Origin of the sequence: Pedobacter nanyangensis, from assembly GCF_003313505.1 — a bacterium.
In the GTDB taxonomy this organism is placed as follows: Bacteria; Bacteroidota; Bacteroidia; order Sphingobacteriales; family Sphingobacteriaceae; genus Pedobacter; species Pedobacter nanyangensis.
In genome coordinates, this window is sequence record NZ_QMHO01000002.1 from 430875 (window position 1) to 447942 (window position 17068).

General features: G+C 40.4%; 15 protein-coding genes. 3 read left to right on the top strand and 12 right to left on the bottom strand.

Translation table 11 applies throughout. The annotated features are described in order from the left end of the window. On the top strand, positions 1-1269 hold the full coding sequence (locus DUT71_RS05015; protein WP_113661419.1) for a nucleoside permease: 1269 nt from the start codon (positions 1-3) through the stop codon (positions 1267-1269). A 16-nt stretch (positions 1270-1285) separates the two neighbouring features. Beyond that, positions 1286-2359: a DUF3667 domain-containing protein gene (locus DUT71_RS05020; protein ID WP_113661420.1), complete on the top strand. Its 1074-nt coding sequence runs from the start codon at positions 1286-1288 to the stop codon at positions 2357-2359. 307 nt (positions 2360-2666) lie between these two features. Here the strand turns inward: DUT71_RS05020 and DUT71_RS05025 are convergent, their stop codons facing one another. From DUT71_RS05025 to DUT71_RS05060, 8 genes are all read right to left on the bottom strand, one after another. Continuing rightward, the gene (locus DUT71_RS05025) at positions 2667-3935 is read right to left on the bottom strand and encodes a citrate synthase (protein WP_113661421.1); all 1269 of its coding nucleotides are present in this window, start codon (positions 3933-3935) and stop codon (positions 2667-2669) included. Positions 3936-4047: 112 nt separating this feature from the next. After that, a complete protein-coding gene (locus DUT71_RS05030; RefSeq protein WP_240186861.1) occupies positions 4048-4587 on the bottom strand; it encodes a DUF3347 domain-containing protein in 540 nt (179 codons plus the stop codon). 165 nt (positions 4588-4752) lie between these two features. Next, on the bottom strand, positions 4753-5295 hold the full coding sequence (locus DUT71_RS05035) for a hypothetical protein (RefSeq protein WP_113661422.1): 543 nt from the start codon (positions 5293-5295) through the stop codon (positions 4753-4755). Positions 5296-5594: 299 nt separating this feature from the next. After that, complete coding sequence (locus tag DUT71_RS05040; RefSeq protein WP_113661423.1) at positions 5595-6719, bottom strand: DNA adenine methylase; 1125 nt, start codon at positions 6717-6719, stop codon at positions 5595-5597. 15 nt (positions 6720-6734) lie between these two features. Then, positions 6735-7673, bottom strand: coding sequence for a tRNA (adenosine(37)-N6)-dimethylallyltransferase MiaA (gene miaA / locus DUT71_RS05045; RefSeq protein WP_113661424.1), 939 nt, complete (start codon positions 7671-7673; stop codon positions 6735-6737). After that, positions 7663-8514, bottom strand: a complete 852-nt coding sequence (locus tag DUT71_RS05050) for a hypothetical protein (protein WP_113661425.1) — start codon at positions 8512-8514, stop codon at positions 7663-7665. Before DUT71_RS05050 ends, miaA begins: the two co-directional genes overlap by 11 nt. Next, on the bottom strand, positions 8505-8882 hold the full coding sequence (locus DUT71_RS05055) for a hypothetical protein (RefSeq protein ID WP_113661426.1): 378 nt from the start codon (positions 8880-8882) through the stop codon (positions 8505-8507). The genes DUT71_RS05050 and DUT71_RS05055 overlap by 10 nt, the downstream gene beginning before the upstream one ends. Positions 8883-9061: 179 nt before the next feature. Beyond that, entirely contained in the window at positions 9062-9535 is a 474-nt protein-coding gene (locus tag DUT71_RS05060; protein ID WP_113661427.1) for a YMGG-like glycine zipper-containing protein, read from the bottom strand. 331 nt (positions 9536-9866) lie between these two features. On the opposite strand from DUT71_RS05060, the gene DUT71_RS05065 reads away from it, so the two are divergent. Next, positions 9867-11255 (top strand): MBL fold metallo-hydrolase, encoded by a 1389-nt coding sequence (locus DUT71_RS05065; RefSeq protein ID WP_113661428.1) that lies wholly within the window; start codon positions 9867-9869, stop codon positions 11253-11255. Here DUT71_RS05065 and DUT71_RS05070 read toward each other — a convergent pair. Genes DUT71_RS05070 through DUT71_RS05085 form a run of 4 tightly spaced genes read right to left on the bottom strand, consistent with a single transcriptional unit; the run spans position 11252 to position 16972 of the window. Beyond that, positions 11252-12235, bottom strand: coding sequence for a PorP/SprF family type IX secretion system membrane protein (locus tag DUT71_RS05070; RefSeq protein WP_113661429.1), 984 nt, complete (start codon positions 12233-12235; stop codon positions 11252-11254). The two genes, DUT71_RS05065 and DUT71_RS05070, sit on opposite strands and share 4 nt — an antisense overlap. A gap of 1 nt (position 12236) precedes the next feature. Then, positions 12237-13151 (bottom strand): T9SS type B sorting domain-containing protein, encoded by a 915-nt coding sequence (locus tag DUT71_RS05075; protein ID WP_113661430.1) that lies wholly within the window; start codon positions 13149-13151, stop codon positions 12237-12239. A 30-nt stretch (positions 13152-13181) separates the two neighbouring features. Beyond that, entirely contained in the window at positions 13182-13928 is a 747-nt protein-coding gene (locus tag DUT71_RS05080; RefSeq protein ID WP_113661431.1) for a hypothetical protein, read from the bottom strand. Between the two features lie 35 nt (positions 13929-13963). Next, entirely contained in the window at positions 13964-16972 is a 3009-nt protein-coding gene (locus DUT71_RS05085) for an Ig-like domain-containing protein (protein WP_162795946.1), read from the bottom strand. Positions 16973-17068 lie beyond the last annotated feature (96 nt).

Sequence of the window (17068 nt, forward strand, 5' to 3'; positions counted from 1 at the left end):
ATGAATATTAAGCTACGCTTAACAATCATGAGCTTCATGCAGTTCTTTGTATGGGGTGCGTGGTTAATCACAATTGGAACCTATTGTTTGAATGCAAAAGGCTGGACTTTCCCTCAATTTGGCGCAATATTTTCAACCTTGGCCCTAGCATCGCTCTTTATGCCAGCAATTACTGGCATTATTGCCGATAAATGGGTTAACGCCGAAAAATTGTATGGAATTTTACATATCATTTATGGTTTGATATTGTTCTACGTACCAAAAGTGAATGATCCCGATACCCTTTATTATGTTATTTTTGGCGCTATGATTTGCTACATGCCCACCATATCATTAGCAAATTCAATATCCTACACCATATTAAAAAACAGCAAATACGATATTGTAAAAGTTTTCCCTCCAATAAGAGTTTGGGGTACGGTGGGCTTTATTGTGGCCATGTGGGCTACCAACCTAACTGATAGCAAAGCAAATGCAAATCAATTCATCATTGCGGCTATTGGCGCAATTTTGCTGGGAATTTTTTCGTTTACACTTCCAAAATGTCCGCCGCCTAAAAACATCAAAGAAAATGCTTCCCTAATTGAAAAGCTAGGCTTAAATGCTTTTAAGCTTTTTGGAGAATATAAAATGGCATTATTTTTTCTTTTCTCAATGCTTTTAGGTGGTGCTTTGCAGCTTACCAACATGTACGGTGATGCCTTTATCACTGGATTTGAAAGCAATCCAACCTATGCCGATTCGTTTGTAGTGAAATACTCGACAATAATTCTTTCTATATCTCAAATATCAGAAACCTTATTTATTCTTGCGATCCCCTTCTTTCTCAGAAGATTTGGAATTAAAAAGGTGATGATTTTTTCAATGATTGCCTGGGTACTTAGGTTTGGGCTTTTCGCTTACAGTGACCCTAGTTTTTGGGGTACTATACATATCGTACTATCATGTATTGTGTACGGGATGGCATTTGACTTTTTCAATATTTCAGGATCACTATTTGTGGAAACCAATACCAGCAGCTCAATTCGTTCCAGTGCGCAGGGTTTGTTCATGATGATGACCAATGGCTTTGGTGCTTGGTTAGGGAGCAAAATTAGCGGTATAGTGATAGACGAGTACTTTATAGCCGCTGATGGAAGTAGAGATTGGCATCATATCTGGCTTTCGTTCAGTATTTATGCACTTATTGTTACCGTACTATTTGCCATCATGTTCAAGCACAAACATACCCGTGCCGAAGAAGAAGCTATCAATAGAATTAGTCATTAATTATATTTAAATCCAGATGTCATCCGTAAAGCTGAGGAAAGAAAAAAACTGTTTAAACTGTGGCCACCATGTTGAAGATACCTATTGCCCCCATTGCGGGCAAGAGAATATTGAGTTGAAGGAAGATGCGCTGCACATGATTACCCATGCTATTGCAGATTACTTTCACTTTGAGCATAAGTTTTTTGGTACAATAAAACCGTTACTTTTTAAGCCCGGTAAACTTACCGTTGATTATGTTGCGGGCAAAAGGGCGTCGTTCCTACACCCTATCAAGCTCTATATTTTTATCAGCATTGTGTTTTTCATCTTGATTTTCAGTGGAAGCGAAAAAAAGAAGCATGCAGAACTGGAAAAAACAGTAGCAACTGAAAAACTGCAGCAAGATTCGATAGTTATTGAAGATGTTGAAGAAGTAAAGCAGATCTTGAAATACTTGCCAATTGGCAAATCAAAAAGAGACAGCATTTTACAAGAAGTAAAGGCCGATATTAAAGCCAAAGGTAGTGCTTCGCTGAAATTTGACACCTTACAAAAGAAAAATAACAAATTTAATCTTCTCTCGAAAGATGGCACTGTAGAGGCCTATGAAAAGAAGCAACGTGCCCTGCCCAAAGAGAAAAGAGACAATTTCATCGTAAACTACTTTACCAAAAAGAGTATCCAATTTAATAAGTATCCAGATCCCAGTCAGAAAATAAAGGAGGATATGATCAAACTCATCCCTAAGATGATGTTTGTTCTTTTACCACTTTTCGCCGTGATTTTAAAGTTGGTTTATATTAGAAAGAAACGCTTTTACTACGAGCACCTTATCTATTCGTTCCATACCCATTCGGCCATTTTCTTGAGTTTTATCGTATCCGCTTTGCTGATGTGGCTAACTAAATTTGCGGTAAATATGGATTGGCTTATCGGTACTGTTGGCTTTATATACATCACGTGGTATATCTATCGCTCTTTAAGAACTTTTTATGGCAGCAGCCGATGGGTTACGGTGCTTAAATTCTTCTTCCTTATATTTTGTTACAGCATGTTGTTAACGCTTTGTTTCATAGCAATCATTGCTTTTAGCTTTATCACGATTTAACACAGTACTTTATTGTTTAAACAAAAAGGCTATATAGACTCATTAATCTATATAGCCTTTTTACTTTTAAGGTATTCTCCTCGACCTTTTAGGCGCTCAAAACTATTACTTCGAATTTTAGCCGATAAAGTTAATTACGTGCTTATGTGGCCATAGTTTACTTCCAAATAGACACGTAGCAGCGTTATTTCATTGGTGTGTAGTGCAATAATCTTTAAAGAGCAGCTAAAAGATATGGCAATAAAAAAAGCCGGCAATCCACCGGCTTAACAACTATATATTTGGTTGTAAAGAGAGTTCTTGTTAACTATAAGTGCTTGTCAACATCGCCAACGTAAATTTGACGTGGTCTGCCAATAGGCTCCTTATTCGTTCTCATTTCTTTCCACTGTGCAATCCATCCTGGAAGACGGCCTAATGCGAAAAGTACGGTGAACATTTCTGAAGGGAATCCTAAAGCCCTATAGATGATACCCGAATAAAAATCTACATTTGGATATAATTTACGCTCAATAAAATAAGGGTCTGTTAAAGCAGCTTGCTCTAGTTTTTTAGCAATTTCCAATACTGGATCGTTAATGCCCAAACTTTCTAAGATATCATCACAAGCTTTTTTAATGATTTTAGCTCTGGGGTCAAAGTTTTTGTACACACGGTGACCAAAGCCCATCATACGGAAAGGATCATTTTTATCCTTCGCTTTTGCAATCCATTTATCGGTATCGCCACCATCAGCTTTGATTTTTTCCAACATCTCAATTACGGCCTGGTTAGCGCCACCGTGCAATGGGCCCCACAATGCCGAAATACCTGCTGAAATTGACGCATAAAGGTTACAATCAGATGAACCTACAATTCTCACCGTTGACGTTGAGCAATTCTGCTCGTGGTCAGCATGGAGGATCAATAATTTGTTCATCGCACTTACAATTACCGGATTGGGTTCAAAATCTTCGGTGCGTTGGCCAAAAGTCATCCACAAATAGTTGGTAATGTAATCATATTTATTTTTAGGGTAAATTAGCGGATGACCTAAAGATTTTTTGTAAATAAAAGCTACAATGGTAGTCATTTTAGCCAACATCTTGATAATGGTCAGATCTTTCTCTTCTTCCGATTGGTTAGCTTCTAAACTCTCTGGGTAAAACGTAGAAAGTGAACAAACTAATGACGACAACTGGGCCATTGGATGTGATTTTGAAGGGTAACCATCAAAAAATTTCTTCATATCCTCATGGATCAGCGTGTGCATGCTGATATCTTTCTGGAATTTCTCTATTCGCTCTTGAGAAGGAAGCTCCCCGTAAATCAATAAATAGGCAACTTCTAAAAATGATGCTTTCTCGGCAAGTTCTTCAATAGGGTAACCACGATATTTCAATATACCTTGCTCACCATCTAAAAAGGTAATGGCGCTTTTGGTAGAACCTGTATTTTTGTATCCAAAATCTAATGTAATGTGACCTGTTAGATCTCTTAATTTTGAAATATCGATAGCCTTCTCTCCTTCTGTTCCGGTAATGATCGGAAACTCATAAGTCGCTCCGTCTATCTTAATTTCTGCAGTAGTTGACATATATCTAAAATTTTATATAATTATAAGTAGTTATTTCCTTTTATTAAAATTTACGTTAAAACAAATATAAGGTTGTTACACTTGTTTGACGGTTCTAATCTTGCTTTAATCTCTATTTGGCTTTAATTTCTTCGGCTACCCTTCCACATTCCATCATTTCATCTCCATAGTATGGGTTACGGATATTTTTTTCGCTCGCCAGCCAATCGCCACCATCACCATTGTTGGCCATAGGGCAATGTTGCAAATAAACAGTGCCTGATGTTAGTGAAGCATGTTTAAAAACAGGGATCAATTCTACATTCAAATCGGTAAAAGCTGCTCTTTGGGCCTTAATATCCGTGGCTTCAGCAATTTTATGCGCTATAGCAGCTGCGCTCTCACAACCGGCAAATCCTTTAAGTGATGTTGACAGTGCTGTAGCTGCTGGTTTTACGGTATTGTAATTACTGGCAACCAACTGATCTTTCAATTTGATGTAGGCAGTGTAAATTGTTTGCAGTTTCACGTCGCTAAAAGCAGGGTTAACCACTTTTGTACGATCAGCGGCAGATCCTGCGGAACTGTCTTTTGTTGCGGTGGATTTGTTAGCACTGTTACAAGCCAACAACAGGCCGACAGCCATTAAACTCAAATATTTTTTAACTTGCATATTTATTATATTATACCGATTGCTATTTGGCAAACAATCTGCGGAGAGCTTATTTTGTTTTGTGCTCAAAATAGCATTTATAATTCTAAAAACACAAAAAAAGCCCCGATAAAATTATCGGAGCCTAATAATATTATATTTTAATTATAATTTGTTAACCCACAATTATAGTTTAAAACCATAGGCCAAGCGTAAGCCCACGTAACCGTTGTTGTTACCGCTTTTTGAAAGTCCTTCATATTTAACACCCAAATCCAGACCATTGCTCCATGCGTAACCAATTGCAGGTGAATAAGTAAACCAAGTTCCTCCGCCGGTATTGGTGCTAAATGCCGCACCAGCTTCGGCTAAACCATAGGCTCCTGAACCACTATCGCTGAAGAAAATTTTCAAGCCGGCCTTAGCGGGGATATAGTTAAAATTGCTTACATCTACAGTGGTATTGCCCATGGTGATATCTTTATTGAAAATTGACGTAAAACCAGTAGTAATTGGGATGGACAATTGTCTGTCGATATCTATTTGGTAACGTAAATCGGCACCAAGTGCAAAACTAGAACCAGAATTTGTTGGAATACCTGCATTTAAACCTATGCCCAATTTCTGTCTAGATGGATTGGTAGGTTCGGATTGTGCCTGAACATTGGTAGTGAAGAAAACAGCCAGAGCAGCTACTGCAACAGCTATTGATTTTGTATACTTTTTCATTTGTTTTTTAATTAATCGATGCTATTCCTCATCATCATTTTAATGAACTTAAGCGAAGGGTTTAGCATCTTATTGTTTAACATTTGTGATTGCTTTTGTTACAACAAGCAATCGGCACAAAATGTTCAAACAATATGCCATTAAGCGCTAAAACTGCGCTAAAATCAACAAACAACATAATGATTATCAATTGATTAATCCGCTAAATAAGATTTCGTTTTTTAGATCTGTTATGCTGGAATCTGTTTCAGAATGATGTACTAAATACTAAACAAATCTGCTATACAAAAGAGAAATTTTCAGTAATTGGTGATGATGAGATGGGTGGCTTTTCTATTGTTTCGGCCCCTCATGTTATAAACATATTTCTTATCAAACGTGGCAATTTTAACCTCAGGATGATTATAAACCTCACGGATAAATGGCGTTTCTTTGATCACTACCATCCACTTGGCCGCACAGTTAATTAAAAAATTCGCCAGTCTTTTCTGATCATCTTGCGTAAAGGTATTCTGGTCGTATTCCGAAAATTCGCTATCATAGGGGGGATCTATGAAAATGAAATCTGTAGGCGTTAAATGTAAGCTGGATAAAAGCGTTTCAAAATCTTGATTATGAATTTCTGCATGCTGAAAAAGGGCTTGCACAGGCTTTACAAAAATTGAATTGGCTTTTTTTCTGAATTTTTTCCTGTTATATAAGATACCTCCATAAGGGATATTGAACACGCCCTTTTTGTTGTACCTAAACATTGAGGCATAGCAAAATTCTCTTACAAAATACCAATTGGCTGCCGCATCGGCTTCACTAAGCAGTTTTCGTTTAGTGTTCTTGTTTAATAGATTTCTAAAAAACAGGTAGGTTCCGCTTTTGAGCGCAGTTTCAAAGTGGACTTTGAATTCCTTGGGTCCAAAAACACCAACTGATTTTAAACTGATTTTTTGTAAACGTGAGGCCTTGCTTTCTATACTTTTTTTTAGGTGCAGATAAAAATCAGCAGAATTTTTTAGGAAATCTTCGTCGCTTAAAACCTCTAAAGTGCTCAAAGCTTGGCGAAGCTCTGTTTCAATGGAAACGGTTAAAACAGCAAGTGTAGCTTTGTTTTGTATAAACTCGCAGAATTTTTCGCCAGTACTCTCCCAAATCAATTCAGATAAGGCAGTCACTTCGTCCCAAGCATCAGCATATTGATGAAGTCTGGTTTTAAATGATCTGCTTTTAATTTGCCGATAAAATCGAATTAAGTCCTGACTTTTATCATTGATTATTGCAGGTGTTTGAGGCTGTAGTGCGAAAAAAACGCCTCCACCACCAAAAAAAGGCTCTATGTATCGCTCAAACGCAGGAATGTACTCCTGGAATAAGGCAAATTCCCTAAACTTCCCTCCTGTCCACTTTATAATTGGCCTTATTTTACGGTTCATGTGGCGAAGATGCAATTAATTTGAATTAAAATACTGCTTTTCAACCAAATCAATTGCCCTATTTTTAACCAAATTCTCATTATCTATTGCTTCAACCCAGTTAATTTTAACTCCGTCTTTTTCCATTTTCCGGAAAAATGTCATTTGCCTTTTGGCAAATTGACAAATGGCAATGCCCAAACGTTCTCTCAAGGTATCAAAACTGATTTCTTTTTTTAGGTACGAAACCACAAATTTATACTCTAAACCATAAAAAATCAATGTTTCCTCCCTAACCCCTTTGTTCAATAAATTTTGGACTTCCTCTACTAACCCATTGGAAAGGCGATCGTCTAACCTGGCTAAAATCTTGTTCCTTCGGATATCAACTTCGTTAAACAAACCAATTACAAGTGGGTTTAAGGGCGTTTTTTTAGTTGCAGACAACGAATGATGGGTTAAGTATTCGGCAATTTCGATGGCTCTAACCAGTCGTTTGTGCGAACTGGTATCTGCCTGTTGTGTTAATTCGGTGGGGTATTTGTACAATTCGTGTTGAAGTTCTTGTTTGCTTAACAACCCAAGTTGCCCCCTTAAGTGGTTATTCACAGGAACAGCCGTAAGTTCATGGTTTTGTAACAAGCTATGGATGTACATTCCGGTACCACCGCATAAAATTGGCAGTTTATTTGCGTTTTTCACTTTTTCAAAAGCTCCAAAAAAGTCTTGCTTAAAGGCATTTACCTGGTAATGTTCCCCGGCGGCTTTAATGTTGATCAAGTGATATGGTATTTTCTGCCCGTTTATTTCGTACTCGGAAAGGTCCTTACCCGTGCCAATATCCATATCTCTAAAAACCTGCCTACTATCAGCACTGATGATTTCACCGTTAAAAGTATGGGCCAATTGTACTGCCAGCTTAGTTTTGCCCACTGCGGTTGCTCCAAGTACAATCAACAAGTTTTTATCGGGCATTGGTGTATAAATGATATTTGAGATTTCCAGTATTAAACACTTTAACCAGATCAACGCTGGTCAAAAAACTATCCAAATTTAATACATTTTGAGCTTTATAGGCCGCCATTATATTTTTTGGCAGGCGATGCGCATAATGCCTTACCATGGTTTGGGTATCCACATAAAAAGTTACGGGCGTTGTATTTCCCGATAAGTGGAATCCAAGTTTATCATACCCCTTTCCTAATGACCAGTCTCTATCTGCGTAGGTCATTAAATCATTTACATTCACCTGCTCCAAAAAGTGTGAAATTATTTTGCCCAGCCCACCGGCAACGGTTGTACCATTTTGGGTAGCAAAACGTACCAATTCGGCCGATTTATAATGTGTACCCTTACTTTTCATCGGCCTAGATGCCGCAAAGCAAGCCACCGCTTTGAGCTCTCCATTAAACGTTAGCCCAAAATTGTATTTGGTTTTGACATATCCCTGTAGATGGTGCAAATCCAAAAAATCTTGGGCTACTTCTGCCCCAACTTCAGTAATTTTCCCCTTACGTCCATGCAGGCTTTGGTTTAAGCCACAAAATGAATGTAACCTGCTAAGTACCTGCATTCTTTTGTTGGCCCATATATCTTCCCAAAGATGTACCAATAAAATGCCTTTTTGTGCGTAAATTGCTTGTAGGGAAATAAGTTGTTGAGGTAAAAAAACAGCATTTAAGGGTAAAAGATTAACATATACCTGCCCTTTAATACTTACCACATAAAATGGATGTGTTTGTATTTCCTCTACAGCATGGTAGCTATTTTGTACGGTTAAAAAGAAATCTTCCTGAAATAACGGATTTAAACCCACTCGTTTTGCTTATAAATTTTGTAACCTTTATCCAAAGCGTCGGCGATGTGCTCCATCAGCAGATCATCAATTTTTTTGAGGTGAAAGCATGATTTTCCCTTGAGTAATTTCAACAAGTCAGGATGCACCATATCACGCGCTTCGGGATTGGTGTAAAGTAACATAAAATGAAGGGTTACATCGCTCTTGAGTACCTTTAAACCTGCGAAATAAATTTCCTTTCTTTCACGTCCCAGCAAGGTTACATTCTTTTCGCTCCATAGGTCATATTCTTGGTCTGAATTAAGTCTGGAGGTAAATCCCAATGCCTCATAAGGTTGCATCCCTGCTCTAACGGTTTGAAAAATTTCAATCAAATCTGTTTTCATGTATGTGATTGTTAATGGCTGACAGCAAACTTAATAAGTTATTTTTTATTAGGATAACACTATTTAACCAGAAATGTTTCTGCGAACTGGTAAGCGCAATTTTAATTGGTCTTTAAGAAATGTGGTATAAAAAAAGCCCATGCTTTTAGGCATGGGCGTTTATATATATATGATCGAGTTTATTGCTTTTTCTGCACCCGGCCGCTTTTTCGGTCTTCGGCCCTACCAATAGCATAGCCAGCACCGGCACCGGCCAAACCACCAATGATAGCACCACGGGCATTGTTCTTATCAATTAAAATACCACCTAGCGCACCAACGCCAGCTCCAATAGCAGTGCCCTTGGCGGCATCACTCCAGCCTTTTTTCTTAGCTTGGGTAGTGGTAACTCCAGCAGAAGAGGTAGTTACTGTACTTCCAGCGCTGTAGCTTGTAGCGTTGCTACGTCTAGCGGCTGCTAATTCTGCATGATGTCTTTCCTCTACCCTACGTTTTTCAGCATCTATTTCGGCTCTTTTAAAACTGTCCAATTTAATGCTGTCTTTATATTTGGCTATTGCTTGTTCCTTTTCCAAAGCGACTTGTTTATCGCTTTTACCACAAGAGACCAAAACTGTAGCCCCAATTGCGATCATTGCTAATATATTTTTCATCGTTTTTTAGTTTTAATTAGTTTATGGAAGTAACAACTCCTGAATGAAATAGTTTGTACTATATCGGTAATCTTACCCCATTTACGATACCTCTCGAAAAAACTATGCCAAAATACGATCTTAGCCAACAACATATCCTTTTGCCGAGCAGCCGAAATTCGAATAAAAAACAAAAAACAAGAAGTTGAAACACAAAATTGCGCTAAAAGCCTCTTATATCAGATCAGTTTTAGGAGATGAAAAACATTGAGTATTGCAGCCAAAATATTTCACAATTGTCGGCTATTCCGTACAAAAAACATATCTTGTACGCTGATTTTGATTTTGAAGAATGAGGTTAACGATATGGGGTGCCGCACAACAGGTTACTGGAAGCATGCACCTTTTGCAGCTGAAAAACTATACTATTTTAATTGACTGTGGATTGGATTATGAAAAGGGATCTTATCAGGAACAAAATTTATGCTTTCCCTTTAATCCTTCGGATATTGATCTGGTTATTTTAACCCATGCCCACATTGATCATTCGGGAAACTTGCCCACTTTGATCAGAATGGGCTATCAAGGCCAAATCCTTTGCACCGGACCTACCGCAGATTTAACTGAAATTTTACTTTTTGATTCGGTTAACATCTTTTTGGGCAAACAAAATAAAAAACATCGTGGTAAAAAAAGAGGTAATAGTGGCCCGCAACCTTTGTACCTTCAAAAACATGTGATGGAAACGATGGATAGGTTTGTAACGATCGGTTTTCACAAGCCATTTAAAATTAAAGGCGATATTGAACTCACTTTTGTTCCAGTTGGACATTTGCTTGGTGCTGCTGCCGTAGTTTTAAACATCAACGACGACGGGGTTTGCAAAAAAATTGCCTTCACTGGCGATATTGGCCGAAAGAACTACCCCGTATTAGTTGATCCAGAGCCCTTGCCACCTGTTGATTATCTGGTTTGCGAGGCTACCTACGGAGGCCGCTTACATAGCAATAAGTTGTCTTTAGAAGATACCTTGGTTGAGGTGATCAACGAAACCTGCATTAAAAATCCCGGCAGGTTAATTATTCCTGCTTTTAGTATCGGCCGCACGCAATCTTTGATTTTTAAACTTAACCAAATATTTAACAAGGGCCTGTTGCCACCCGTAGACGTATTTGTGGACAGCCCGTTGGCAAACTATGCCACAGATATCTATCGAAAACATCATCAATATGTGAATGATCAGGCCAAAGATTTTTATCTAGACAAAGGAGACGGGTTTGAATTTGAAAACCTTACCTACCTGCGTACGCAAAAAGAAAGTATGGCTGTGAGCAATTACTTGGATCCATGTATTATCATTTCTTCTGCAGGTATGCTGGAAGGTGGCAGAATACAGGATCATATTTACTACAATATCCAAAATTATTACTGCACAATTCTTTTTATAGGCTATTGCGCCAAAGGAACTTTAGGAGATAGGTTACTGCGGGGCGACCCAATTATCCGCTTGCGAAACAGAGATTTAATGGTTTACGCTAAAATTGCCAAAACAGATCTGCTGAGTGGACACGGCGACCATAATGACCTGATGGAAACGGTAAAGCAACAAGATGTATCCAAACTTAAAAAGGTATTTCTTGTTCACGGAGAGATCAGTAGTTTAACGGCTTTTAAAACCGCATTGCAGGAAGAAGGCTATCAAGTGGAGGTTGCTGAACGTGGCCTAAGCTATGAGCTTTAGAAATAGCAGAAATTGATGCGACGCTCTCTCTCAGTCATAAAATTCCAACTTACTGAAATTTCGTGGGTAGAACCGCTATAGCCAGCCAAACTTCCCACGCTATGATCATAGGAATAGCCCAACCTGAGTTTTTCGCTGATAAAAATTTCGGCCATGCCAATTAAGGCATTTGGATTTTTGGTATTGCCAACAACCGCAGGCTTATTGTACAATTTAACACCGGTTCGGTAGCCCGCACCTATCCATATTTTTTGTTTAAATAAAAAGAAAGCATTAAGATCCAATACCGTAGGCCCCTTAATATCATCCTTTATCAGGAAAAATGGTTTAAAATCTATCTCGTATTCTACTAATGGGATAAGTGTGCCCCCCGTGAGATAAAAATGAGGTTTTGGGGTTGGAAAATTGAAATCAAGCTTTTTCTTATCCATCAAAAATCTACCAATAATGTTATTTGCCGAAGCTCCTATGTACATTCGTGGGGTAGAAAAGAAAACACCTGCCCTTACATCTGGCACAATCTCTTTCACTGCGCCTGTTGGTATAAAATTGTCGCCTTGGTCGCTAGGCTCCAGCATATCGCCATAAATGCCAAATTGTTGCATCCCTACGCCCAATCCAAAGGCCAATCTGTTTGTTTCATCCTCATTAACCGGAAAACGATATGAATAATTGGCAAAAGCCGATAGATTTTTCTGAGCCCCCAACTGATCGGCAGCTAAAATTAACGATAAGCCAACTCTCTCATTGGGCATTAACATATCCGCTGCAAATGAAAAACTTTTAGGCGCACCGTTAATGCCAGTCCATTGATTTCTATATGTAGCATTGAGATTTAATCGCTCCCGGTAACCCGCATACGCAGGATTGATATAAATCGCATTAAAAATATACTGACTGTATTGTGCGTCCTGTTGGGCAAAACCAGCAAAGCTAAGTGTCGTTAATAAAAAGATAATATGCCAACGTCTTCTTCCCATACTATTTATCCCTTAATAATGTAATGTAGCCCGTTACGGCACTTTGGGCACCTTCTTTGGAAACTAATTTGAGCACATAGTAGTAGGTTCCTTCGCTCAAACCTTCACCGCTCCAATTATTGATATAATTTCCAGGGCTTCGATAAACTTCATTACCCCATCGATTGAAAATAGCCAAACTATTTTCCTTGTAAAGTTCAATGCCATCTATTTTCAGCACGTCATTTTTGCCGTCGCCATTTGGCGTGATTACATTTGGCACTTTTATGTTACCGATGATTTTCTTGACGTCAGTGGATTTGTTATTATCTGGGTCTGGATCTGTTAACGTTGGATCTCCACTCTCAACCGAAGCTGTATTTACAATGGTACCCGCAATTATGCCCTGTGCCTTTACGACCAAGGTTTCGGGCGGGGCACCGGCCACTAGCAAGGGAATGGTCCACGTTATTTGACCATTTGCGTATTGGGCGGTACCAAGCCTTGGCGGTTCCATGGAAATGAATTTCAAATTTGGAGGGAAAATATCCGTCAGTTGAACATTGGGATTATCCGTATTCTCGATATTACGAACCGTAATGGTATAAGTAAAAGGCTCGTTAGGGCCCACAAACCGATCTTCCGATTTCTTTTTAACCTCCAAATTTGAAAATTCAACAATTACCCTAAATATATCAGACAAATCTGATTGACAATCACCTTGGTTGATGGCTCTTACCTGGTAGTCGCCTTCAATACCTGCGGTGTACATAAAAGTGTTTGCTCCGGATATAGGTTTCCCATACCTATACCATTGGTAAGAATAAGTGCCGTTTGGGTTGTCCACTCTAAGATGTACCGTTCCTCCCTGACGTATTCTTACTTCTTTGGCGGTTTGCGCTTTTACCACAACTACCTGTAAAAGCAATGCAACCAAGTATGTTAGCCTCCGAAGCCCCACGCTTTATTAGTTGGCCAAAGAAATACTAGGTTTACCTGGTTTAGGTGTTATGGTAATGGTTTGTGTAGCAGTTGCACTTACCTCACATCCAGCACCAGCTCTTAACACTCCGATGTTTCCCGGCAAAAGCGTATAATTTACCGTTGCATTCAACACATAACTTCCTGCATCAGAAGCGGTTAATGTAAACACGTTTTGATTGGTTGTACTTCCGTTGCTAGAACCAATTGTAGTAATTGGCATTACCGGATTTCCATTAAACGTAGCGGTCCAAGTGTAAGTATAGCCAACACCATCTGGCAATGGCGACGCCGGACTTGCTGTTGCTGTGATTTGAGAACTGTTAGCCGCCGGATTACTGTTATCGCCGCAATAGGTTGTATTGGTTGGCGTACTTAGTGCCAAAGTTTTAGTTGGAAGTTTATAAACCGAAAATGGATCAGAAGGATCACCCAAACAGCCTGCCGCCGACTCAATGCGGGTGGTATAGCTATGTGCGCCTACCGGCAAGTTTCCAGGCACGGTGTAGTTAGCTGAAGTACCTCCGGCATAGGTGTAAACTGCAACCTCGGTAGCGCCCAAATACCAATGTACCTTATCGCCATTAGTTAAATTTGGCTCCTGTGGTTGTAATGTTGCTGTGGCGTTATCACACAAATAAACATCATAATACGTTTGAGCATAACTGGCAAAAGTTAGGCCCAAAAGCAGGATTAAGGTAGTTAAAATGTTGCGGGTAATTGTTGTCTTCATCTTTTTGAGTTGTTATAGTATCTACGATTATTTTGTTAATTAACTAGTTCTATATGTGCCTTTGATGGATAGGGTGTTATTACGATTTGAAACGCTAAATTTCCGCTACTGTCGCCTGCTGCATTTTTTACTCGCAGTAAGGCGTGGTAAGTTCCCGCTGGTGCGCTACTTGGCACGGCCACGCTGATATTTGCATTTGTTGCCGGTGCGGTAATGGCAGGTAAAATGGCATCGGTAACATTTACAAAGCCTAAAGCTTGTGCCGCGGCATCCCAAACAATACTATAACCAGTAGGGCTAACTTTTGGGTCGGTATAGGGCAAGGTAATGGTGGTTCCGCCAACACAAATACTCTGCACCGGTAAAAGTGTTACCAATGGAGGTTCGCGAACGATATAGGTTTCGGAATAAGTACAATTGTTAGCATCGGTTACCGTTAACGTGTATTGACCTGGTGCTAAATTGCTAATGTCTTTGGTAGTTACCACGTTTCCGTTTGGATACACCCAACGATAGGTATGCGCACCCACTCCACCTACCGAAACAATACTAACTGAACCATCATTTGCACCATACGTGCTGATGTGGGTAATGGTTTCCGTTAAGTCCAGTAAGGGTTTGGGCTGGTTGATGGTTAATGTTCCGATATCATATGCTCCCAGTGGATCGGTTACACGATACTGTATGATAATAGTGCCAAAAAAACGAATCAGCGGAACAAACAAAAAGGTTCCGTCCGAATTTAAAGTTAGCGTTCCCTTAGCGGTATCATAAGTTCCTTCCAAGGTATAAACCAACGTTGAGGCAGTATGAGCCGCATCTGGATCACTTGCGGTGAGTTGTCCCTGCGCTTTTGTATCACATTCAATTACATATTCTTCCAGGTTGTTAGGGCGAGGCTTAGCATTGATGTGCACATCTTCGCCGGTTGAGGCCCCTAAATCACCATTATAATTTACACCATTTACATTTCCAGCACCACCTGTTTCATAGGCGATATTACTTCCGGCAAAGGCATTGGTAGCCGCTGTAACTCTCCTACTTGGATTTGCAGATGTACGTGTAGGATCAAGGTAGCTGGCCTGTGCACTGGCATGGTGCATCCCCTCGGCCACGTTATTGGCTATACTCACGTTAATGGTAAATACCACTTGCCCACCAGGTGGAATATTATATGCATCAGCTAAATTAGTAGAACCGATATAATAAACGCCGCCTGCCGAAGCTAAGGGAGGATTAGTAGCGCCAGCGGTTCCGCCCAGTAGCGTAGCGCTAATTGAAGTTAATGTGAAGCCTGTTGGCAAACGGAGTTCTGCTTGCACACCGCCAGCATTTCCTCCCGTAGTACTATTGGTAATGGTAAGTGTATAAGTAGCGGTAGTCCCAGGATTTCTACTTCCGGGGATACCTGGATTAGCCTCTGTTAAAACTGTGGTGAGTGTAGGATAGCAAATTTGCCCACCGCCTTGTAAATGAGGAGGTAAGCTGGCACTGGTAAAGCCCAATGCCTGTCCGTCGGTACCACCTTCTGCTTGATGGGTTATACCCGCTCCGTTATTTGTACGCCCCGCTACGCCAGCAATAACCGAAGTTGAAATGATCGCACCTGGCACATTATGGTAAATTACCCCGCCGCCGCCGCCACCGCCTGGCCCGTGTTCGTCACCGCCATCATTTAAAGTGTTGCCGCCGCGTCCACCGTTGGCCTGCAATGTTAAGTTAGCTCCGGCGCTGTTGGTTAATGACCTTACAAATATGGTACCTCCTGCGCCACCGCCACCGGCACCATCGGGAGAGTTTGCAAAAACACCAGGTTGGCCTTCACCACCGTTGGCCATAATTAGCCCTGCTCCAGTAATTTTCTCTACATTAACCAGGATAATGCCACCACCAACGCCACCTTTTACACCGGTAGTGGCATTGTTGGCGTCGCCACCACCACCACCACCGCCCATAATCAAGCGGGTAACATCCACAGGAACGTTGCTGCCTGGTCTTCCCCCATTGGGATACGTGTTGGTATTTGAGTTATAAGATTCCCACCCTCTGCCACCAACCCCACCATAGCCGCCATTTCCTCCTCCGCCGCCGCCGGAGTTGTGATCATTACCACCACCGCCGCCGTTGGCCGGAGCACCTCTTCCGTAGGAACCTCCCGGCAATCCTTCATTTAAATTGTCAAAATCTTTATAGCCATCAAACATGTAACGTGGCGTACCCGCAATTCCTTCACCTTTACCCACCGAAGTTGTAATTGATGAATTACCCACGTAAACATCATTTCTGTTACGGTTAGAGGCGGCCACTGGACCAAAGCCACCTCTAAACCCTTTCTGAGAGGCATCTATTTTAAACCCGCCAAAATTCATATTACCAGCAACGTCAAAGGCAATTACCCCACCAGCCTTTCCGTTGTAGGGTACCGTAGTAATATCTGCAGTAAGTGTCAGATTTGAATACTGGGGCACCCTCACAATCTGAAATCGTCGTTGCCCTCTGGTAGGGGTTGGTGCGGCGTTTACGTAGGTATTTACCACGCCATTTCCACCTCCCGCACCGCGAAAATTCAATGTACCGCCGGTAATAGGCACTGCATTTAGTGCAATTACGTATTCAAATTTCCCTGAAAAGCCAATATCCGTATATCCTGTACCACCTAAACCATCAGCCCCGCTGTAGATTGTACCGCTGCCGTATAGGTTGCTGTTGCTGTAATTAATTAATGCGTCCTGCATTTGAATAATCAAAATCAAATCACCTGGACGAATACCAACATTCCCATAGTTATTTCCATAGGCATCTGTAGCGGGCACCCCTTCCAATAAAATAGAGTTTTGACCTGCGTTCAGGATTTTCTCTCCCGATACCGGATAATAAGTATTGATCGGATTTGTATTAGTGCTGGGTCCGTCTATTCCGGAAGTACCACAAACCTGTGCCTTGAGCTGGGAAGCCAATAGTAGCAAAAACACACAGACACAAAAGCTTTTGCTTAGTGAAGCATACCTTAACATCACAAACTTTAGTACATTATTTTCAAGCATAGCTATTTAAATATTTGCACTTCATTTGCTTAAATACTTTATTCCGAGCGGTATAAAATTTTAACAAAACGTGTGTCTACTCTTAATTGTGTTGGG

Coding starts and splice junctions, on each gene's coding strand:
- DUT71_RS05015 (WP_113661419.1), top strand. CDS start 1: ATGAATATTAAGCTACGCTTAACAATCATGAGCTTCATGCAGTTCTTT.
- DUT71_RS05020 (WP_113661420.1), top strand. CDS start 1,286: ATGTCATCCGTAAAGCTGAGGAAAGAAAAAAACTGTTTAAACTGTGGC.
- DUT71_RS05025 (WP_113661421.1), bottom strand. CDS start 3,935: ATGTCAACTACTGCAGAAATTAAGATAGACGGAGCGACTTATGAGTTT.
- DUT71_RS05030 (WP_240186861.1), bottom strand. CDS start 4,587: ATGCAAGTTAAAAAATATTTGAGTTTAATGGCTGTCGGCCTGTTGTTG.
- DUT71_RS05035 (WP_113661422.1), bottom strand. CDS start 5,295: ATGAAAAAGTATACAAAATCAATAGCTGTTGCAGTAGCTGCTCTGGCT.
- DUT71_RS05040 (WP_113661423.1), bottom strand. CDS start 6,719: ATGAACCGTAAAATAAGGCCAATTATAAAGTGGACAGGAGGGAAGTTT.
- miaA (WP_113661424.1), bottom strand. CDS start 7,673: ATGCCCGATAAAAACTTGTTGATTGTACTTGGAGCAACCGCAGTGGGC.
- DUT71_RS05055 (WP_113661426.1), bottom strand. CDS start 8,882: ATGAAAACAGATTTGATTGAAATTTTTCAAACCGTTAGAGCAGGGATG.
- DUT71_RS05060 (WP_113661427.1), bottom strand. CDS start 9,535: ATGAAAAATATATTAGCAATGATCGCAATTGGGGCTACAGTTTTGGTC.
- DUT71_RS05065 (WP_113661428.1), top strand. CDS start 9,867: ATGAGGTTAACGATATGGGGTGCCGCACAACAGGTTACTGGAAGCATG.
- DUT71_RS05070 (WP_113661429.1), bottom strand. CDS start 12,235: ATGGGAAGAAGACGTTGGCATATTATCTTTTTATTAACGACACTTAGC.
- DUT71_RS05080 (WP_113661431.1), bottom strand. CDS start 13,928: ATGAAGACAACAATTACCCGCAACATTTTAACTACCTTAATCCTGCTT.
- DUT71_RS05085 (WP_162795946.1), bottom strand. CDS start 16,972: ATGCTTGAAAATAATGTACTAAAGTTTGTGATGTTAAGGTATGCTTCA.